Raw genomic sequence first — 18,053 nt, 5'->3', positions numbered from 1 at the left:
GTCCGTGAACGACCTCAGCGCCCTCCCGGCCGACTTCACCTGGGGCGTCGCCACCGCCGCGTACCAGATCGAGGGAGCCGTGGCCGAGGACGGCCGCGCCCCGTCCATCTGGGACACTTTCTCGCACACCCCGGGCAAGGTGGCCGGCGGCGACACCGGCGACGTGGCCTGCGACCACTACCACCGGGTGCCGGAGGACATCGGCCTGATCAAGGAGGTCGGCGCGAACGCGTACCGCTTCTCGCTCGCCTGGCCGCGGATCGTGCCCGGCGGCGACGGACCGGTCAACGCGGCCGGCCTCGACTTCTACGACCGGCTGGTCGACGGCCTCCTGGACGCCGGGATCACCCCGTTCGCCACGCTCTACCACTGGGATCTGCCGCAGGCCCTCCAGGACCGGGGCGGCTGGACCGTGCGGGAGACCGCGGAGCACTTCGCCGCGTACACCTCGGTCGTCGTGGAACGGCTCGGCGACCGGGTCAAGGACTGGGCGACCCTCAACGAACCACTCTGCTCGGCCTGGATCGGCCACCTGGAGGGCACGATGGCCCCGGGTCTCACCGACCTGACCGCCGCCGTCCGGGCCTCCTACCACCTGCACCTCGGCCACGGCCTCGCCGTCCGGGCGATCCGCGACCTCTCCCCCGACGCCCGGGTCGGCATCGTCAACAACCTCAGCCCGGTGGAGGCGGCCACCGACCGCGAGGCCGACCGGGCGGCCGCGGTGCGCGGCGACGGGCACATCAACCGCTGGTGGCTCGACCCGGTCCTCGGGCGCGGCTACCCGCAGGACATGGTCGACCTGTACGGGGTCGAACTCCCCGTGCGGGACGGCGACATGGAGCTGATCTCGGCGCCGCTGGACTGGCTGGGCGTGAACTACTACTTCCGCCAGGTCGTCACAGCCGACCCGGCCGGCCCCGTCCCGCACGCCAAGCAGGTCTACCTGCCCGGCTCCCGCCACACGCACATGGACTGGGAGGTGCACGCCCAGGGCCTGGAGCAACTGCTGCTGCGCCTGACCGAGGAGTACGGCGTCGAGCGCGTCTACGTGACCGAGAACGGCTCGGCCTACCAGGACGTCGTCCTCGCCGACGGATCGGTGCACGACCCCGAGCGGACGCAGTACCTGGAGGAACACCTCGCGGCCTGCGCCCGCGCCGTCCGCAAGGGCGCCCCGCTGGCCGGCTACTTCGCCTGGTCGCTCCTCGACAACTTCGAGTGGGCCTATGGATACGACAAGCGGTTCGGCCTGGTGCACGTCGACTACGCGACGCAGCGCCGCACGGTCAAGAGCAGCGGCCGGCGCTACGCCGAGCTGATCCGCGAAGCGGCGGCGGGCCGCACCCACAAGGCCGCCTGACCGGCGCCACCCCCAGCAGCCTCCGGCCGCGACGGACGACCGCCGCCGCCGGAGGTTTCGCGCTGCACGACACGCTCACGGTGCACCGGTGGCCGACGCCCAGTTGGACAGGAGGAAGTGCAGCGCCTCCACCGCACGCTCCCAGGAGGTCTGGACGGGGCGCGGCGCCTCGAAGCCGCCGTCGCCCTCCAGAGCGGTGAACCCGTGGAAGGTGCTGCGCAGCAGCCGTACCGCGTCGGTCAGGTCCGGTTCGGTCAGACCGTACGCGCGCAGCATCGCGGAGGTGGTGCGCAGGGTGCGGTGGTACGCGGGTGCCTCGGCGACGATCGCCGGGTCGACGCGCATCTGCGTGGCCGCGTACCGGCCGGGGCACTCCAGCGCGAAGGTGCGGTAGGCGTCCGCGAACGCGAACAGCGCGTCCTTCCCGGCCCGCCCGGCCACCGCCGCCTCGATCCGGTCGATGAGCTCCTCGGCGGCCAGCACCGCGACCCGGGTCCGCAGATCGCGCAGGTTCTTGACGTGGGAGTAGAGGCTCGCGTCCTTGACGCCGAAGCCGCGGGCCAGCGCGGAGATGGTGACCTTGTCGAAGCCGGCCGTGTCCGCCAGGTCGGCCGCCGCCGCCACGACCCGCTCGGTCGTGAGCCCCGCGCGAACCATCCCCACCCCCGCCGACGTACTTCCTAGGACCCTTAGCTTTCCCGAATATACACAGGAGCCCGCGGTGGTCACGGATCACCGTGACCACCGCGGGCTTCTATACCGTGCCGACAGCGGGGAGTGGGCCGACACGGTGGTCCGGGACATTGGGAGAGCGCTCTCCCGCGCGCGTTGTCAGTGTTGCGCCGCTGTCGACGGAGTGTCAAGAGCCGGCGTGAAACGGCCTTCCTCAGGCGTGCACCGGGACGGGGTCCAGGAGCCACGGGTGCCGGCGACGCGGGCGAGGCGGGCGTCGAAGCCCCGGGCCGGCAGGAGCTCCCGGCCGGCCTCCTCGTGTGCGGAACCGGGGCCGGAGAGTTCGGCGGTGTGCAGGATCTTGCCGATGTCGTGGGTGGCCGCCCCGAACAGCACGGCCGCACGGTCGAAGACGAGTTCCGGGCAGTGGGCCGCCAACCGGCGCCAGTTGATGGGCGGCGTCGTGCACGAGGCGCAGGTGCGCCGCGAGCCGTGGCGGGGCGGACAGCCCCTGCCTGCCGACGCGTCGGCAGGCAGGGGCAGGAGCGGCGAGGCGCCCTCGTCATACAGGGCGCCGGCCAGCGCACCGAGGTGCGGCGGCATCGCGACAGGTTGGCGGGCGCCCGGTCCCGCCGGTCCAGCCCGGCCGGAGGGGCAAGCGTCACCGTCCGGCCGTTGAACAGGCCGCCCCCCGCCCCCTTATCCATACTGGACATCGCCGGCTGCCGCAGCCCCGGCTCCCGGCTTCCCCACCTACCGCAGGAGCAGACAGATGAGCGCTACCGCGCAGATCGGCGTCACCGGGCTCGCGGTGATGGGCCGCAACCTGGCCCGCAACTTCGCCCGCAACGGCTTCACGGTCGCCGTGCACAACCGTACGGAGAGCAGGACCGACGCCCTGATCGAGGAGTTCGGCGGCGAGGGCACCTTCGTGGCCGCGCACAGTCCCGAGGAGTTCGTCCGGGCCCTGGAGCGGCCGCGCCGCCTGGTCGTCATGGTGAAGGCGGGCGAGCCGACGGACGCGGTCATCCAGGAGTTCGCCCCGTTGCTCGACGAGGGCGACGTCATCATCGACGGCGGCAACGCCCACTTCGAGGACACCCGGCGCCGGGAGAAGGAACTGCGCGAGCGCGGCATCCACTTCGTGGGCGCGGGCATCTCCGGCGGCGAGGAGGGCGCGCTGAACGGCCCCAGCATCATGCCGGGCGGCTCGGCCGAGTCGTACGAGTCGCTGGGGCCGATGCTGGAGCGGATCGCGGCGAAGGCGCAGGACGGCACGCCCTGCACCGCGCACATCGGGCCGGACGGCGCCGGCCACTTCGTCAAGATGGTGCACAACGGCATCGAGTACGCCGACATGCAGCTCATCGCGGAGGCGTACGACCTGCTGCGCGCGGTGGCCGGCTACTCCCCCGCGAAGATCGCCGAGACGTTCCGCGGCTGGAACACCGGCCGCCTCGACTCGTATCTGATCGAGATCACCGCCGAGGTGCTGGCCCACACCGACGCGGCCACCGGCAAGCCGTTCGTGGACATCGTGCAGGACCGGGCGGAGCAGAAGGGCACCGGGCGCTGGACGGTGCAGATCGCCCTCGATCTGGGCGTGCCCGTCTCCGGCATCGCGGAGGCGGTCTTCGCCCGTTCGCTGTCCGGGCACACCGATCTGCGCGAGGCCGCGCGGGATCTGAAGGGCCCCGCGGCCACCCCGCTCGGCGAGAGCGAGGCCGCCGCCTTCGCGGACCGGGTCGAGCAGGCGCTGTACGCGTCCAAGATCGTCTCGTACACCCAGGGGTTCCACCAGATCCGGGCGGGCAGCGAGGCGTACGACTGGGACATCGATCTGGGCGCGGTGGCGTCGATCTGGCGGGCCGGCTGCATCATCCGGGCGGCGTTCCTCGACCGCATCCGCGCCGCCTACGACGCACAGCCCGAGCTGCTGAGCCTGTTGTCGGACAAGCAGTTCGCCGAGGAGATCGGCGCGGCGCAGGACGACTGGCGCGCGGTGGTGGCCGAGGCGGTGCGCCAGGGCGTGCCGGCCCCCGGGTTCGCCGCGGCGCTCTCGTACTACGACGGTCTGCGCGCCGACCGGTTGCCGGCGGCGCTCACCCAGGGGCAGCGGGACTTCTTCGGCGCGCACACCTATCGGCGGACCGACCGCGAGGGGGCGTTCCACACGCAGTGGGGCCAGGACCGCTCGGAGGCGGAGTCCGGCTGAGCCGCGCCGGGGGGTGTGGCGATCCCTCAGCGCAGCCGCTTGAGCAGTTCACCGGCGAGCGGGCCGGCCGACGCGGGGTTCTGGCCGGTGACCAGGTTGCGGTCCACGACGACGTGCGGGGCCCACGGCTCGCCCTCCTGGAAGTCGGTCCCGATCTCCACGAGACGGTCCTGGAGGAGCCACTTGGCCTCGTCGGCGAATCCTGCCTGGCCCTCCTCCGCGTTGGTGAAGCCGGTGAGCCGGTAGCCGGCGAAGATGTGGCGCGGCGAGCGTCCAGTGGTCGGCGCCGGTCACAACGAACAGAATCTTTGCCACGTCACGTCTTTGGCAGAGCCGGGGCGCCGGCGCCCGGGCGGGTTTCGCGTGACGGTGATCCGGAAAGGGGCACCGTCACGCCGGGAAGCAGACCGTACGACCGCTGCTGTGCGAGGCATACGCGGGCCGCCGCGTGGGAACGGCGGTGCCCCCCATGGGATGACGGCGATGGAGCGGACGGCGGTCAACGGTCCGGCTGACGTCTTCCCGGACCGGGCGGGGTGAAACAGCGTCACCTTCCGGCGGCCCCGGCGCCGCGGTCGCCGCCCGGGGGCCGGGTACGGTGGTGATCGCGCCGCCGCACCGTCGCGCCGCCCGGCCGGCGGAGCCTCGGCGCTTCCCCTTCCGGGGGCCGGCTGCCCGGAAGGACGAGGGGCGGCTGTCCGGCACGGTCCGCCGGACAGGCCCGAAGGGCATCGGAGGTCTCGTGGCACTCGACATCAACGAACCGTTCGGTCAGAACTGGACGCACGCGGCGCAGTTCGGCATCGCGTTCGTCCTGTCGTCCGCGATCGGGATCGAGCGTGAGATCCGCCAGAAGGCGGCGGGGCTGCGCACGTACACGATCGTCGGCCTCGGCGCCGCGCTCTTCACGCTGGTCAGCAAGTTCGGCTTCTCCGACGTCGTGGTCACCGGCCAGGTGGAACTGGACCCGTCCCGGGTGGCGGCGCAGATCGTCTCCGGGCTCGGGTTCATCGGCGGCGGCGTCATCTTCGTCCACCGCGGCTCGGTGCGCGGCCTCACCACGGCGGCCTCGATCTGGCTGACCGCCGCCGTGGGCTGCGCGGCCGGCGCGGGGCTGCCCGTTCTCGCCACGCTGGCCACCCTCGCCTACTTCCTGGTGTCCTACGGCGTCCGCCCCCTGGCCCACCGGCTCCCGGTCCTGCGCAACGCCTCGATCGGCTACCGGATCACCTATACCGAGGGCGTCGGCGCGCTGCGGGAACTGGTCAACCACTGCACGGAGACCGGGTTCGCCGTCTCGGAGCTCACCACGCTCTCCGCCGACGGCTCGGGCATGTTCCGGCGCCGCCGCTCGCAGCAGGACGCCGAGCGGACCGTGGAGGTCGCGCTGAGCGTGCAGGGGCGCGGCGACCCGGACGCCCTGACGGCGCGGCTCGCGGGTACGGCGGGGGTCCTGGCGTGCAGCCGCAGCGACCTCGCCGACGAGTGAGACGAGTCAGGAGGGGCCGGACTCGCAAGGGCCCCTCCCGCCTCCCGGCGCGCTCGTATGCTCGGCTGCCATGACGAGCCGAGCGTCCGCCTCACCGCAGCCCTCGGTGGCGCTGCGCGAGATCCTCGCCTTCGACGACGGCGGGAGCCTGCGGCTGCTGCTGGCACCGGCCGGGCACGATGTCGGCGTACGGGGCGTGGCCGTGGGCGACGAGGGCCCCGCCCGGCCGCTCGACGGCTGCCTGGTGCTGCTGACCGGCCCGCCCTCCGCATCCCCCGACGCCGCCGAACCGGTGCGCGCGGCGGCGCACCGCGGCGCGTCCGGTGTGGTGCTGCGCGAGGTGGAGGGGGTGGCCGCCGCGCCGCAGGTGCTCGCCGCGGCCGAGGAGGCGGGGGTCGCCCTGCTCACCCGCGCGGAGTGGGCCGACTGGACGGACACCGCCGCGCTGCTGCGTTCCGCGCTGGCCTGCGCGCGGGCGGGCCGGGACGACGGAGGCCCGGGGCAGGCGGCGGCAGGCGGCGCGGAGAGCCTGTCCGCCCTCGCGGCGGCCGTGGCCGAGTACACCGGCGGTTCGATCACCATCGAGGACACGCGCCTGCGGGTGCTGGCCCATTCCGCCACCGGGCCGGACGCCGACGCGGTGCGCCGCTCCACCATCCTGGGCGGCCGGGTGCCGCAGTGGCGGGTGGCGGAGCTGCGCCGCAGCGGCATGCTCCGGGCGCTGTGGACGTCCCGGGACGTGATCCACCGCGCCGCCGACGCCGATAGCCCCGAGCGCCTGATCATCGCGGTCCGCAGCGGCCTCGAGGTACTGGGCTCCATCTGGGTGGCGGGCGACGGCCGGCCCCTGCGCCCGGGAGCGGCGGACGCCCTGCGCCGGGCCGCCGACGTCGCCGCTCCCCTGCTGGTGCGGCACCGGCTGCGCGAGAGCGGAGCCGCGCGCCGTAGCGAACTCGCGTTGCGCGGCCTGCTGTACGGGGACGGCGACGCCCGCACGCATGCCTGGTCGCTCGGCCTGTCCCCCGACGCCGCGTGCGCGGTCGTGGTCGCCGAACGCCTCACCGCCGCACCGGCCCCCGGCGACCGCACGCTCGATGTGCTCGCACTCCAGGCGGTCACCTACCGGCCATCGGTACGGGTGCTGCGCGACGGTGACCGGCTGCTGGTGCTGCTGCCGGTCGAGTCCGGGCCGGAGCGCGGCGCCCTCGCGTTGGCCCGGGAGCTGTCGGGCCAGGCGGCGTCCGGGAGTGCCGGGGTGGTGGCGGGCGCGGGTCCGGTGGTCGCCGGCGCGGCGGGGGTGCGGGCCTCGTGCGAGGAGGCGCTGCTGATCGTGCGGGTGCTGCGTGAGCGGGCGGAGGCGGGTACGGAGGGCGCGGGGGTGGTCCGGGGGCGCTGCGCGGATGCCGCGGGCCTCGGTCCGTCGCTGGACATCGCCCGGGTCATGGACGCCGCCCGCCCGGTCTGGGAGGCGGGGAACGGTCCCGTGCACGACCTCGTACGGGCCGATGTGGCGGCGGGCGGCGAGCTGGTGCGTTCACTGGCGGCCTATCTCGACGCGTCGGGCGACATCACCCGGGCGGCGGCCCGGCTGGTCGTCCACCCCAACACGCTGCGCTACCGGCTGCGGCGCGCCCGGGAGCGGTTCGGCGTGGACCTGGACGACCCCGACACCAGGCTGCTGGTCACCCTCGCCGTCCGCCTCAGCGGGTAGGTTGCCGTCTGTCGCCTACCGGCCGGGGGCGGTCCCGCACGACCGTCGATCACCGGCCGGGAATGGTTACGCGCAAGCTGTTGGCCGATCGGCCAAGGCCGCGCGCCATTGTTGTCTGCCTGGACAGAGACCTGGGGGGCACCCATCACCGAATCTGGCTCCATGAGCCTCCCTTGGTCCCCTCCCGCCCTGTCCCCCTCCGCCTCCGCCCCGCAGGCGCTGACCCCGTCCGCGCGTGTCGCGGCCGCGGTCCGCCACGCCGTGGCCTCCGGCCTGCTCGGCGAGTCCAGCCCGGTCGCCGGATTCATCGACACCGAAGGGGTGCGCGCGTCGGTCGCCGCCCTGCACGAGGCGTTCCCCGGCGTGCCCGCCGTGCTGCACACCTTCGCCGCGAAGGCATCCTCGCTCGTGCCCGTGCTGCGGCTGCTCGCGCGGTGCGGCATGGGCTGCGAGGTCGCGAGCCCGGGTGAGCTGCGACTCGCTCTGGACGCCGGGTTCGCGCCGTCGAACATCGTGCTGGACTCCCCCGCCAAGACCCGGGACGAGATCCGCCGCGCCCTGGCGGTCGGCGTGGCGATCAACGCCGACAACCTCGACGAGGTGGACCGGATCGCTTCGCTGCGCCCGTCCGACGCGGTGTCCGCCATCGGTCTCCGGGTGAACCCGCAGGTGGGCGGCGGCTCCATCGGCGCGATGAGCACGGCCACGGCCACGTCGAAGTTCGGCGTGGCGCTGCGCGACCCCGGCGCGCGCGAGCAGGTCGTGAAGACGTTCGCCGCGCATCCCTGGCTGACCCGGCTGCACGCGCATGTCGGCTCGCAGGGCTGCTCGCTGGAGCTGATCGCGGCCGGGATCGCCGAGACGTACCGGCTGGCCGAGGAAATCAACGACGCGGTCGGCCGCCGGCAGATCACCGGTCTCGACATCGGCGGCGGTCTCCCGGTCAACTTCGCCGACGACGAGGTCCGCCCCAGCTTCGCCGCCTACGCGGGGGCCCTGCGGGCGGCCGTGCCCGGGCTCTTCGACGGCCGGTACGAACTGGTCACCGAGTTCGGCCGCTCGCTGCTCGCGAAGAACGGGTTCATCGGCGCGCTGGTCGAGTACACGAAGGACGCGGGCGGCCGCCGCATAGCGCTCACCCACGCGGGCGCCCAGACCGCCACCCGTACCGTCTTCATGCCGGAGGCATGGCCGCTGCGGGTCGGCGCGTTCGACGCCGAGGGGCGGCCCAAGGACGCGCCCGCGCTGGTCCAGGACATCGCCGGCCCGTGCTGCTTCGCGGGAGATGTCGTCGCGCACGCCAGGGAGCTGCCGGAACTGCGGGCCGGCGACTTCGTGGTGCTGTACGACACGGGCGCGTACTACTTCTCCACGCCGTGGTCGTACAACAGCCTGCCGCGCCCGGCGGTGTACGGGTTCGACGTGACCGCGACGGCCGGGCAGGAGGAGCCGGTGGTCCGCTTCGCGCCGGTGCGCGACGCCCAGTCACTGGACTCGGTCTCCGCCGAGAGCGGCCTCGCCCACGCGGACGCGCTGCTCGGTCTGCACGACTGACGCGGGGGGGCCGAGGGCCACGTGGCAGGCGCTCGGGGCGGCGGCTTTGGAGCCCCTGGGCGGTCTCGACGGCCCCGGCACCGAGGCGTTCACCGGGGCACTGACAGCACTGCTCGACGTGCCGGTCCCCGCAGTCGACGGCCCTACCAAGGAGTAACCATGACTACCGCGATCCCTGTCAACGGCCAGATCATCGGCATGGCCCACTACGCCACCCGGGCCGTCCTGGAACGGCTGCTCGCCACCACCGGGACCACCTTTCACCAGTCCGTGGCACTGACCGCCACAGCCGACAAGGGCGGAACCATCGAGCGCCGGCAACTCGTCGAGCGCATGACCGGCGCCGTGAAGCTGGACGTGTCGGTGGTGGAGCAGACCCTGTCGGAGCTGACGTCGGCCGGGCTGCTGGAGGAGCAGCCCGGCGACCGGCCCCTGCCGGCCCTCACCGCCGCGGGCGAAGCGCTGGAACGAGACCACAGGACCGGCGTCGCCCGTGCCACGGCCGCCCTGTACGCGGACCTGCCGGCCGAGGACCTGGCCACGGCGGGCCGGGTGCTGACCGAGGTGACCGCGCGGGCCAACGCGGTGCTGGCCACCGGCTGACCGGCCGTCGCCGGTCAGCCGACGGGTGACGGCTCCGGCTCGGGCGGCGGCACCGGCTCGGGGTCCGGCCCGGGCGGCTGCGGGATCGGGTCAGGCGCCGGTCCCGGCGGTGTCGGCGTAGGCGGCGTCGGTTCGGGCCCCGGCGAGGGCGGCGTCGGCTCGGGCAACGGCTGCGGCGGGCCCGGAATCGGCCCGGGGGTGGGCGCCGGCGGTACGGGGTCGGGGAACGGATGAGTCATCTCGGGCCTCCGAACGGTCGGGGGTGGATCTCTTCCACCGTCTCCCGGAGCGGCTTCCCTCGCCCGCCGAGCCCATACGTACGGACCAGGGGCCGGTCCCGCCGGCTCAGCGCCCGGCCGCCGCCACCCCGGCGGCCAGCCCGGGGCGCGGGCTGGACAGCACCGGGACGCGGGTCGCCGTACGGTCGACCGCGCCGGCCATGGATCCCTGCGCGAGCACGATCACATCGGCGTCCGTCACCGCGTCGGCCGCGGCGGCCACGAGGTCCAGGCATCCCTCCCCGTCACCGGCCGCGAAGCGCTCCCAGGCGCCCGCCACCAGCACGGTGCGCACATCCGCCGCGGGCAGGCCGGCCCCGGCCGCCTCCTCGGCGAGCAGCGCGCGGGTCGGCTCCAGCGTGGAGGCGAGGGTGGCGAGGACGGTGACCCGTCCCGCCCGGACGGCGGTCGCCGCCATCGGCCGGTCGACCCGCAGGACCGGGACGCCGAGCGCCACCCCGGCGCCCTCCGCCACCGCCCCGATGGTCGAACAGGTGCAGAGCACGGCGTCCGCCCCCGCGGCGACCGCCTCCGCTACCAGCGCCTCCACCTCGTCCGCCACCGCCTCGGGCCCCAGGGCCCCGGCGCGGGTGAGCAGTTCCTCGCGCACGACATGGCGCAGGACGAGCCCCGGGTGGTCGGCGTCGCGCAGGGCGTCGAAGACCGGGACGTGGACCGGCGAGGTGTGCAGCAGCGCGAGCGTCACCGACGACACGTCCGTCCCCGCCGTCCCCGCCGTCAGTACAGCTCGGGGTGCGAGGCGAGCTGCACCTTCGCCCGCCCCACCAGCTCGGCCGGCGCCTCGGGGGCCTCCTCGGGATGGTGCGAGGCCCACTCGGCGGCGTACGAGCACAGCGGAACGACGGGCACGCCCTCGCGGCCCGCCATGGCGTAGAACTCCCTGACCAGGGCGCCTCCGATGCCCTTGCCCTCGTGCCCGGGCTCGACGACCGTGTGCACGGCGACGAGCCCGGCGGGCCCCCCGTCCAGCACGAAGTACGCGATGACCCCGACGGCCTCGCCGTCCTCGTACGCCGGCAGCCTGCCCGCCGCCCGGTCGTCACGGATCTCGGGCCCGGTCTGCTCTGCCACGGCGGGGTCGCTCCCTAGCCGGACGAGACGCTTCAGCGCGCCGCGGGCACCGCGTGCGGGCTGCGCTCGGTGTCACTGCCCGGCACGGGCGCGGAGGCGTCGGCACCGAGTGCGACGATGCGGTTGTCCGCGTCGACGTGCACGATACGCGGAACGAGGCTCCGCGCCTCGGCATCCTCGACCTGCGCGTAGCTGATGAGGATGACCAGGTCACCCGGGTGCACGAGGTGCGCGGCGGCACCATTGATCCCGATCACCCCGGAGCCGCGCTCCCCCTCGATCACGTACGTCTCCAGGCGGGCGCCGTTGTCGATGTCCACGATGTGGACGAGCTCGCCGGGCAGCAGGTCCGCGGCCTCCATGAGCTCGGCATCGACCGTGACAGAACCGACATAGTGCAGGTCGGCCTGGGTCACGGTGGCACGGTGAATCTTGGACTTGAACATGGTGCGCAGCATCGAGCTACTCCCGGGCTAGGCTTCCTGCCTGCGTTTTTGCAGGTCAAGTGCTGTTTCCCCAGCTTACAACGAGTCGCGGGCCCGGTCAGCTCTCCGCCAGGATTACCACGGGTTCGGCAACACCTCGGACACACGTCGCTCCCGAGGACATCGCGGTCGCCGGGCACGACGACGACGGTCCCCCGCGATGAACCACGGGGGACCGGACGTGACCGGGTGTGTCAGCGCGTGACCACGTGCCGCTCGTCGGGGACGCAGTGGGTCATCGTCAGTCCGGTGACATCGCGCGGAGGGTTGTCACCCAGGCGGGAGAGCCGCTGCCGGTCCTCGTCGGTCAGGTCCTGGCCGGCCAGCGGCTCCAGGCCCTTGACGTCCTGTGCGCCGATGCCGAGGCCCTCGCCGACCTTGAGGCCCAGCTCGTTCTCCACGAGCAGGAAGTGCCAGACCATCCGCTCCTGGACCTGCCGGTCGCACTGGGAGAGCAGGTCGATGAAGTTGTGGACGAGGTCGTCCCGCTCCCACTGCTCCATCAGGAGGTAGCGCTGCCCCGCCTGGAGGTAGTCGTTGGTGCGCGGGATGCGCTTGCGCGTGAGCCTGCCGCGTACCTCCGGACCCACCTCGTCGTGCGTGGGGTACTGCGCCTCCCGCAGGCCGCCGGTGATGGACGGCTCGTAGTTGACGATGGGGCTCTCGCCGCCGCCGTCGATGTGGTACGCCATCTGGCCGTCGCGCTGGTTGGTGCGCACCTCGGCGTTCTTGGGCCGGTTGACCGGCAGTTGCAGGTAGTTGGGGCCGACGCGGTAGCGCTGGGTGTCGCTGTAGGAGAAGGTGCGGCCGACCAGCATCTTGTCGTCGGAGAAGTCGAGCCCGTCCACCAGCACACCGGTGCCGAAGGAGATCTGGTCGTTCTCCGCGAAGTAGTTCTCCGGCATCCGGTCGAGCACCATCCGGCCGACCGTCCTGGGCGGGAACTGCTGCTCGGGCCAGGTCTTGGTGTCGTCGAGCGGGTCGAAGTCCAGCTCGGGGTGGTCGTGGTCGTCCATCAGCTGGACGAGCAGTTCCCACTCCGGGTGGTCGCCGCGCGCGACCGCCTCGTACAGGTCCTTGGTCGCGTGGCCGAGGCTGTCCGCCTGGACGTTGGCGGCGTCCTCCTCCGTCATGCTGCGGACGCCGGCCTTGGGCATCCAGTGGTACTTGACCAGGAAGGACTCACCCTCGGCGTTGACCCACTTGTACGTGTTGACGCCGAAGCCCTGCATGTGGCGGTAGTCCGCCGGGATGCCGCGCGGGCTGAACAGGTTGACCAGCATGTGCATGGACTCGGGGGTCTGCGACATGAAGTCGAAGATGCGCCTGGGCTGCTGCTCGAACGTGACGGGGTCCGGCTTGAGCGCGTGGATGACGTCGGGGAACTTGATCGCGTCCCGGATGAAGAAGATCCCCAGGTTGTTGCCGACGAGGTCCCAGTTGCCGTCCTCGGTGTAGAACTTCACCGCGAAGCCGCGCGGGTCGCGGGCGGCCTCGGACGAGTCGCGGCCGCCGATGACGGTCGAGAAGCGCACGGCCACGTCCGTACGCTTGCCGCGCTCCTGGAAGAGCTTGGCGCGGGTGAAGCGGCTGATGGGCTCGTCGCCGAAGGCTCCGTACGCCTCGAAGTAGCCGTACGCGGTCACGCCGCGGGCGTGGACGACACGCTCGGGGATGCGCTCGCGGTCGAAGTGGCTGATCTTCTCCAGGAACTGGTAGTTCTCCAGCGTGGCCGGGCCGCGGGCGCCGACGGTGCGCTGGTTCTGGTTGTCGTAGACGGGATGGCCCTGCCGGTTGGTGAGCGTCTCGCCTTCGTCACCGGCGGCGGGGCCCCTGCTCGATACGTCCGTCACGTGCGTCGACTCCTTCGAACCGTGTACGTATGCTCCGGTTCACCAAGCTATGCGAGGTTTGCGCACCCGGCCGGGTGGAGCGGTCCGTGCGGGCGGACGCCGTCGGCCCGTCTGCCCCTGCGGTTCGGCTGTTCGGGTCGCCGCTCCCCCGCGCCATGGAGGTCGCTGCCTCCGCGCCTCGGAGGTCGCCGCTCCCCCGCGCGTCAGAGCAGCAGGATGATCGCGTAGACCAGGAAGAACGCCGCGATGACCAGCGCCAGCCCGATGATCAGCGCCATCGGGGCCTTCGACCAGCCCTTGGGCGGGTTGTAGGTGGTGTCCTGGGGCCCCGTCTCCGACATGCCGCCCTCGGCGGGCGGGGTCTCGCCCGGCGGGACACCCCCGCCGGGTTCCAGGCCGGTGGTGTCACGGGGTTCCGGATCGGGCTCCGGGGTCTGCGAAGGGGTCATACGCTCCACGTTCCCCGATCGCCGCCTGATTCGCCCGCCCACCGCGACGGATGTGCGGGCCGTTCGGCCGCCCCGGCGGGCGGGGCCGAACCCGGCGAAGAGGTGGCACCGCGGTCCCTGCGGTATACAGGGACACATCGTGACCAGTCCAGCAGCCGGCGTCCGGAAACGGAGCAGCAGGTGACGCGGAACGCGAAGGGCCCCACTCCCGACAGCCGCGAGTCGGTCGCCCGGCTGCGCCCGGCCGGCGGGGCGCCGCACCACGAGGTCCGCGCCGGGGAGCTCCCGCCCGACCTGAACCAGGCCATCCTTGAGGCCACCAAGCAGCTCGCGGCCATCCTCAAACGGGGCGGGCACGCCTTCGCCCTGGCCGGCAGTGTCGCCGTCTACGCGCACGGCGGGGCCGGCAACCTCCAGCACGACGCGGACTTCTGCGTCCGGCCCGAGGACGCGGAAGCGGTCGCGGCCACCCTGGAAGAGGCCGGGCTGCCGGTGTTCGCGCCGCCCGAGGACTGGCTGCTCAAGGCCAAGTGCCTCGGCCAGGACATCGACCTCATCCTCGAAGTGGCCAATGAGCCCGTCACCCCGGAACTGCTCGGCCGGGCCGTGGACCTCCCCGTGGACTCGGTGCACATGCCGGTGCTGACGCCGACCGATCTGATGCGGTCGCTGCTGGCCGCCTTCTCCGAGCACCACTGCGACTTCGGCGCCGTCCTGCCGATCGCCAGGCAATTGCGCGAGCGGGTCGACTGGCCGGCCCTGCGCCGCGAGTACGGCCACTCACCGATGCCCGACACCTTCCTCTACCTGCTGGAACGCCTCGGAGTCATCGCCGCGCAAGGAGGACCACGATGAACACCCCAGCCGATGTCGAGTACCGCATCGCCCATCTGAAGGAGCGGCTCGCCGCGGAGGAGACGGGCGATCTCGGTATCCGTATCGAGAACCGCGGGTCGTCCGTGACCGTCGTCGGGACCGTCCCCACCGCGCACTGCCGCGAGGAGCTGATGGAGACCGTGACCGACGAACTGGCCGGGCTGACCGTCCACTTCGACGTCGTCGTCACCGAATCGGCGGCCCCTGACCACCCGGAGGAGGTCCGGTGATCCGCGTCGCCGCCGTGGGGGACATCCACATGGGCGCCGACAGCCAAGGAGTGCTCCGGCCCGCCTTCGAGACACTGTCCGACTGCGCGGACCTGCTGCTGCTCGCCGGGGACCTGACCCGCCACGGCACTCCGGAGGAAGCCCGCGTGGTCGCCCGGGAAGTCGCCGGCCTGCCGGTGCCGGTGGTCGCCGTGCTCGGCAACCACGACCATCACGACGAACGGCCCGAGGAGGTCACCGCGATCCTCCGCGAAGCGGCGGGCGTACGGGTGCTGGAGGGCGAGGGCACCGTCGTGGAGGCCGGTGGCCGGCGGGTGGGTGTCGCGGGCACCAAGGGGTTCGGCGGCGGTTTCGCCGGGCGCAGCGGCAGCGAGTTCGGCGAGCCGCTGATGAAGGAGTTCATCCGGTACACCCGCCGCTGCGCCGACGGACTGCGCGGCTCGCTGGAGGAGCTGGCAGGACAGGGGTGCCAGGAGCGCGTCGCGCTGACCCACTTCGCACCGGTGCCGGACACCCTCGCGGGGGAACCGCTGGAGATCTATCCGTTCCTCGGCAGCTATCTGCTGGCGGAGGCCATCGACGCGGCGGGGGCGGACCTGGCCGTCCACGGCCATGCGCACGCGGGTACGGAACACGGGATGACCAGCGGCGGCGTCCCCGTGCGCAATGTCGCCCAGCCCGTCATCCGCAAGGCGTTCAACGTCTACCACCTGCACGGCGAGACGCCCTCTGGGCCGTAGGCCGTGAGCGCGGCGGCGCAGGTGCCGGCGGCGCGGTCGCACGCGCCGGCACCTGCGCTTCGGCTTCCGTTTCTCAGCCCGGCCAGGCGCCCGTCAGGGCTTCCGCTTCCGTTTCTCAGCCCGGCCAGGCGCCCGTCAGGCGGCGCGTGGTCACCGCGCCCGACCGCTCGACGGCGGCCTTGACCACGGCGAAGATCGCGCCCTGGACGGCGGCGGCGAGCAGGATCTGCGTCCAGGGACGGTCCTCGTCCATGGCGTCGGGCGCGTCGCCCTCGCCCTCGATGACCTTCCAGACCTGCTTGAACGCGACGCCCGCGAGCATGCCGCCGGCGGCGCCCAGGACCAGCCCGACCGGCTTGTAGGCGATCTTGGCCGCCTTCATCGGCGGTGCCCCCGGCTGCGGCGGACCAGCAGGACGGCGAGCAGGAGCGCACCGGCCGCCGCCAGCAGCGGCTTGCGGTTGGCGCGGGCCGCCGTCGCGGCCTGGCCGGCCGTCTGCAGCAGCGGGTCGGGCGTCTTGTCCACCGCGTACTGTCCGGCCCGGGCGGCGCCTTCGCGTACCTGGGCGGCGGCCTGCGCCGTCTTCTCCAGGACGGGGTCGGGCGTCCGGTCCCTCAGCTTCTGGGCGACCTGGCCGGCCTTCTCGCGCACCTGGCCGGTGGCCAGGGCGGCCTTCTCCGCGGTCTGCTGCTTCACAGCGGCCGTCCTCTCCTTGGCCTGCGCCTTGATGTCGGCCTTGGCCGCCAGCGCCTCGACGGTGTGCCCGAGTTCGTCACGGGTGTGTTCGACCTGCCGGCGCAGGTCCTCGGGGGTCGGGTTCTCGGTGTCCGTCCGGGGTGTCTCACTCATCGGTGTGCCTTTTCCTTGATCTCTGCCACATCGGCCTTGACGCTGTCGATGGTCTGCTCGGGCGCGGGGGCACCGGCCTCGGTGATCTGCCGCTTCCCCGCCAGGGCGGCCACGGCCGCCACGGCCGCCAGCACCGCCGTGACGATGAGCGCCGACGCCCACACCGGCAGTACCGACGCGAGGGCGGCTATGCAGGTCACCACCAGCGCCTGGGCCGTCAGAAAGCCCAGCAGGCCGGCCGCGCCGAAGAGGCCGCCGCCCTTCCCGTACCGCTTGCCCTTCTGCGTCATTTCCACCCGGGCGAGCTGCATCTCCTCGCGGACCAGCTCCGAGATCTGCTGCGAGGCCCGTGAGACCAGCACGTTCACCGACTCGTCGGCGGCGTGGGTCTGTCGCTCCATCGTGCTCATGGCGGGGTCTCCTTGCCTTCCTCGATCTGTGGTCCTGGCACGAGTACCCTGCGAACGCCCAGGTACCGCCCGCAGGTCACTCCTCCATGCGATGGCGGTCCTCGTCGGTCCACGCACGGGTGTCGCGGGGCTCCACGTACGGCTCCTCGTCCTCGGGCAGTCCCCCGGCGATCGCGCGCCTGCGGGCCATCTCCGCGTCGAACTCCAGGCCGAGCAGGATCGCCAGGTTGGTGATCCACAGCCACACCAGGAACACGACCACGCCGGCGAGGGTGCCGTAGGTCTTGCTGTACGAGGCGAAGTTCGCGACGTAGAACGCGAACCCGGCCGAGGCCGCCAGCCAGATCAGCAGGGCCAGGAAGCTGCCCGGGGTGATCCACCTGAAGCCGCGGCCCTTGGCGTTCGGGGCGGCCCAGTACAGCAGCGCGATCATGACCGTGACGAGGAGGACCAGGACCGGCCACTTCGCGATCGACCACACGGTCAGGGCGGTGTCGCCGATGCCCAGGGCGGCGCCCGCCTGCCGGGCCAGGCCGCCGGAGAAGACGACGATGAGCGCGCTGGCGCAGGCGAGGACCATCAGGGTCACGGTCAGGGCGAGGCGCAGCGGCAGGATCTTCCAGACCGGCCGCCCCTCGGGCAGGTCGTAGACGGCGTTCGAGGAGCGGATGAACGCGGCGATGTAGCCGGAGGCCGACCACACGGCGACGACCAGGCCCACGATCGCCATCACCGACCCGACGCCGGCGTTCCCCTGAAGCTGCTGCACGGCGTCGGTGATCACGTCGCGGGCGGAGCTGGGCGCGAGCTTGCGCAGGTTGTGCAGGACCCGCTGGGTGGCCGACTCCCCCGCGATGCCCAGCAGGGACACCAGCACCAGCAGCGCGGGGAACAGCGACAGGACGCCGTAGTAGGTGAGCGCTGCGGCCCGGTCGGCCAGCTCGTCGTCCTTGAACTCCTTCGCGGTGGAGCGCAGCACGGCGAGCCAGGACCGGCCGCTCAGGTCGGTCGGCTGGTCCGGCGCCCGTTCCTCCACCTCTTCGCCGGGCCCCACCTCCGGCCCCCGGCCGTCGCCGGTGCGCTCGTCGTCTTCTCGGTCGGTGCCTGGATTCGGTGTCCGTGTCATACCGTGCGGCTTGCCCGCCGGGCGGTACTCATGTCTGCACGGAGCCGGTCCGGGGAAG

At 73.0% G+C, this 18,053-nt stretch carries 20 protein-coding genes and 1 pseudogene; 9 read left to right on the top strand and 12 right to left on the bottom strand.

Going from position 1 to position 18,053, the window contains the following annotated elements; translation table 11 throughout:
* Positions 1 to 4 precede the first annotated feature (4 nt).
* Positions 5 to 1,363: a GH1 family beta-glucosidase gene (locus E6R18_RS05340; RefSeq protein ID WP_136315666.1), complete on the top strand. Its 1,359-nt coding sequence runs from the start codon at positions 5 to 7 to the stop codon at positions 1,361 to 1,363.
* 75 nt (positions 1,364 to 1,438) lie between these two features.
* Here E6R18_RS05340 and E6R18_RS05335 read toward each other — a convergent pair whose 3' ends face one another.
* Together E6R18_RS05335 and E6R18_RS35355 are read right to left on the bottom strand one after the other, a co-directional pair.
* Positions 1,439 to 2,020 (bottom strand): TetR-like C-terminal domain-containing protein, encoded by a 582-nt coding sequence (locus E6R18_RS05335; protein ID WP_136315742.1) that lies wholly within the window; start codon positions 2,018 to 2,020, stop codon positions 1,439 to 1,441.
* A 174-nt stretch (positions 2,021 to 2,194) separates the two neighbouring features.
* Complete coding sequence (locus tag E6R18_RS35355; protein ID WP_346764967.1) at positions 2,195 to 2,638, bottom strand: hypothetical protein; 444 nt, start codon at positions 2,636 to 2,638, stop codon at positions 2,195 to 2,197.
* A gap of 169 nt (positions 2,639 to 2,807) precedes the next feature.
* Between E6R18_RS35355 and gndA the strand changes: the two genes are divergently transcribed.
* The gene (gndA, locus tag E6R18_RS05325) at positions 2,808 to 4,250 is read left to right on the top strand and encodes an NADP-dependent phosphogluconate dehydrogenase (RefSeq protein WP_136315665.1); all 1,443 of its coding nucleotides are present in this window, start codon (positions 2,808 to 2,810) and stop codon (positions 4,248 to 4,250) included.
* Between the two features lie 26 nt (positions 4,251 to 4,276).
* Here gndA and E6R18_RS05320 read toward each other — a convergent pair.
* A pseudogene (locus E6R18_RS05320) lies at positions 4,277 to 4,510 on the bottom strand (type 1 glutamine amidotransferase domain-containing protein); the annotation flags it as partial.
* A 482-nt stretch (positions 4,511 to 4,992) separates the two neighbouring features.
* Between E6R18_RS05320 and E6R18_RS05315 the strand changes: the two are divergent.
* The 4 genes from E6R18_RS05315 to E6R18_RS05295 all read left to right on the top strand — a co-directional run bounded on the left by E6R18_RS05315 (position 4,993) and on the right by E6R18_RS05295 (position 9,607).
* Positions 4,993 to 5,739 carry an MgtC/SapB family protein gene (locus E6R18_RS05315; protein WP_136315664.1) on the top strand — a complete coding sequence of 249 codons (747 nt, stop codon included), beginning with the start codon at positions 4,993 to 4,995 and terminating at the stop codon, positions 5,737 to 5,739.
* Between the two features lie 70 nt (positions 5,740 to 5,809).
* Entirely contained in the window at positions 5,810 to 7,450 is a 1,641-nt protein-coding gene (locus E6R18_RS05310; protein WP_136315663.1) for a helix-turn-helix domain-containing protein, read from the top strand.
* A gap of 162 nt (positions 7,451 to 7,612) precedes the next feature.
* The gene (locus E6R18_RS05305; RefSeq protein ID WP_136315662.1) at positions 7,613 to 9,004 is read left to right on the top strand and encodes a diaminopimelate decarboxylase; all 1,392 of its coding nucleotides are present in this window, start codon (positions 7,613 to 7,615) and stop codon (positions 9,002 to 9,004) included.
* A 159-nt stretch (positions 9,005 to 9,163) separates the two neighbouring features.
* Entirely contained in the window at positions 9,164 to 9,607 is a 444-nt protein-coding gene (locus tag E6R18_RS05295) for a hypothetical protein (protein WP_136315661.1), read from the top strand.
* 345 nt (positions 9,608 to 9,952) lie between these two features.
* On the opposite strand, the gene E6R18_RS05285 is transcribed toward E6R18_RS05295, so the two are convergent.
* The 5 genes from E6R18_RS05285 to E6R18_RS05265 all read right to left on the bottom strand — a co-directional run bounded on the left by E6R18_RS05285 (position 9,953) and on the right by E6R18_RS05265 (position 13,764).
* Positions 9,953 to 10,591, bottom strand: coding sequence for an aspartate/glutamate racemase family protein (locus E6R18_RS05285; protein ID WP_136315741.1), 639 nt, complete (start codon positions 10,589 to 10,591; stop codon positions 9,953 to 9,955).
* A 32-nt stretch (positions 10,592 to 10,623) separates the two neighbouring features.
* Positions 10,624 to 10,977, bottom strand: coding sequence for a GNAT family N-acetyltransferase (locus E6R18_RS05280; RefSeq protein ID WP_136315659.1), 354 nt, complete (start codon positions 10,975 to 10,977; stop codon positions 10,624 to 10,626).
* A gap of 32 nt (positions 10,978 to 11,009) precedes the next feature.
* On the bottom strand, positions 11,010 to 11,435 hold the full coding sequence (gene panD / locus E6R18_RS05275) for an aspartate 1-decarboxylase (RefSeq protein ID WP_136315658.1): 426 nt from the start codon (positions 11,433 to 11,435) through the stop codon (positions 11,010 to 11,012).
* Positions 11,436 to 11,656: 221 nt separating this feature from the next.
* Positions 11,657 to 13,315 (bottom strand): catalase, encoded by a 1,659-nt coding sequence (locus tag E6R18_RS05270; protein WP_136315657.1) that lies wholly within the window; start codon positions 13,313 to 13,315, stop codon positions 11,657 to 11,659.
* 203 nt (positions 13,316 to 13,518) lie between these two features.
* Positions 13,519 to 13,764, bottom strand: a complete 246-nt coding sequence (locus tag E6R18_RS05265; protein WP_136315656.1) for a DUF6480 family protein — start codon at positions 13,762 to 13,764, stop codon at positions 13,519 to 13,521.
* A 234-nt stretch (positions 13,765 to 13,998) separates the two neighbouring features.
* On the opposite strand from E6R18_RS05265, the gene E6R18_RS05260 reads away from it, so the two are divergent.
* Genes E6R18_RS05260 through E6R18_RS05250 form a run of 3 tightly spaced genes read left to right on the top strand, consistent with a single transcriptional unit; the run spans position 13,999 to position 15,610 of the window.
* Positions 13,999 to 14,619 carry a nucleotidyltransferase family protein gene (locus tag E6R18_RS05260; RefSeq protein ID WP_240799601.1) on the top strand — a complete coding sequence of 207 codons (621 nt, stop codon included), beginning with the start codon at positions 13,999 to 14,001 and terminating at the stop codon, positions 14,617 to 14,619.
* Complete coding sequence (locus tag E6R18_RS05255) at positions 14,616 to 14,870, top strand: hypothetical protein (RefSeq protein WP_136315654.1); 255 nt, start codon at positions 14,616 to 14,618, stop codon at positions 14,868 to 14,870. Before E6R18_RS05260 ends, E6R18_RS05255 begins: the two co-directional genes overlap by 4 nt.
* Positions 14,867 to 15,610: a metallophosphoesterase gene (locus tag E6R18_RS05250; RefSeq protein WP_136315653.1), complete on the top strand. Its 744-nt coding sequence runs from the start codon at positions 14,867 to 14,869 to the stop codon at positions 15,608 to 15,610. Before E6R18_RS05255 ends, E6R18_RS05250 begins: the two co-directional genes overlap by 4 nt.
* A gap of 115 nt (positions 15,611 to 15,725) precedes the next feature.
* On the opposite strand, the gene E6R18_RS05245 is transcribed toward E6R18_RS05250, so the two are convergent.
* The 4 genes from E6R18_RS05245 to E6R18_RS05230 form a co-directional block, all read right to left on the bottom strand.
* A complete protein-coding gene (locus E6R18_RS05245; RefSeq protein ID WP_136315652.1) occupies positions 15,726 to 15,992 on the bottom strand; it encodes a DUF4235 domain-containing protein in 267 nt (88 codons plus the stop codon).
* Complete coding sequence (locus E6R18_RS05240; protein WP_136315651.1) at positions 15,989 to 16,459, bottom strand: DUF3618 domain-containing protein; 471 nt, start codon at positions 16,457 to 16,459, stop codon at positions 15,989 to 15,991. The genes E6R18_RS05245 and E6R18_RS05240 overlap by 4 nt, the downstream gene beginning before the upstream one ends.
* Entirely contained in the window at positions 16,456 to 16,869 is a 414-nt protein-coding gene (locus E6R18_RS05235; protein WP_136315650.1) for a phage holin family protein, read from the bottom strand. Before E6R18_RS05235 ends, E6R18_RS05240 begins: the two co-directional genes overlap by 4 nt.
* 76 nt (positions 16,870 to 16,945) lie before the next feature.
* Entirely contained in the window at positions 16,946 to 17,995 is a 1,050-nt protein-coding gene (locus E6R18_RS05230; protein ID WP_136315649.1) for a YihY/virulence factor BrkB family protein, read from the bottom strand.
* Positions 17,996 to 18,053 lie beyond the last annotated feature (58 nt).

Source organism: Streptomyces sp. A1277, assembly GCF_004795015.1.
Classification (GTDB): Bacteria; Actinomycetota; Actinomycetes; order Streptomycetales; family Streptomycetaceae; genus Streptomyces.
Note: the sequence above shows the minus strand (reverse complement) of the source record. Positions and strands in the feature narration are given on the sequence as shown.

Excerpts from the sequence above, each read along its gene's own strand:
- E6R18_RS05245 (WP_136315652.1), bottom strand. The coding sequence starts at position 15,992 with ATGAAGGCGGCCAAGATCGCCTACAAGCCGGTCGGGCTGGTCCTGGGC.
- E6R18_RS05310 (WP_136315663.1), top strand. The coding sequence starts at position 5,810 with ATGACGAGCCGAGCGTCCGCCTCACCGCAGCCCTCGGTGGCGCTGCGC.
- panD (WP_136315658.1), bottom strand. The coding sequence starts at position 11,435 with ATGCTGCGCACCATGTTCAAGTCCAAGATTCACCGTGCCACCGTGACC.
- E6R18_RS05240 (WP_136315651.1), bottom strand. The coding sequence starts at position 16,459 with ATGAGTGAGACACCCCGGACGGACACCGAGAACCCGACCCCCGAGGAC.
- E6R18_RS05305 (WP_136315662.1), top strand. The coding sequence starts at position 7,613 with ATGAGCCTCCCTTGGTCCCCTCCCGCCCTGTCCCCCTCCGCCTCCGCC.
- E6R18_RS35355 (WP_346764967.1), bottom strand. The coding sequence starts at position 2,638 with ATGCCGCCGCACCTCGGTGCGCTGGCCGGCGCCCTGTATGACGAGGGC.
- gndA (WP_136315665.1), top strand. The coding sequence starts at position 2,808 with ATGAGCGCTACCGCGCAGATCGGCGTCACCGGGCTCGCGGTGATGGGC.
- E6R18_RS05230 (WP_136315649.1), bottom strand. The coding sequence starts at position 17,995 with ATGACACGGACACCGAATCCAGGCACCGACCGAGAAGACGACGAGCGC.
- E6R18_RS05335 (WP_136315742.1), bottom strand. The coding sequence starts at position 2,020 with ATGGTTCGCGCGGGGCTCACGACCGAGCGGGTCGTGGCGGCGGCGGCC.
- E6R18_RS05265 (WP_136315656.1), bottom strand. The coding sequence starts at position 13,764 with ATGACCCCTTCGCAGACCCCGGAGCCCGATCCGGAACCCCGTGACACC.
- E6R18_RS05255 (WP_136315654.1), top strand. The coding sequence starts at position 14,616 with ATGAACACCCCAGCCGATGTCGAGTACCGCATCGCCCATCTGAAGGAG.
- E6R18_RS05295 (WP_136315661.1), top strand. The coding sequence starts at position 9,164 with ATGACTACCGCGATCCCTGTCAACGGCCAGATCATCGGCATGGCCCAC.
- E6R18_RS05235 (WP_136315650.1), bottom strand. The coding sequence starts at position 16,869 with ATGAGCACGATGGAGCGACAGACCCACGCCGCCGACGAGTCGGTGAAC.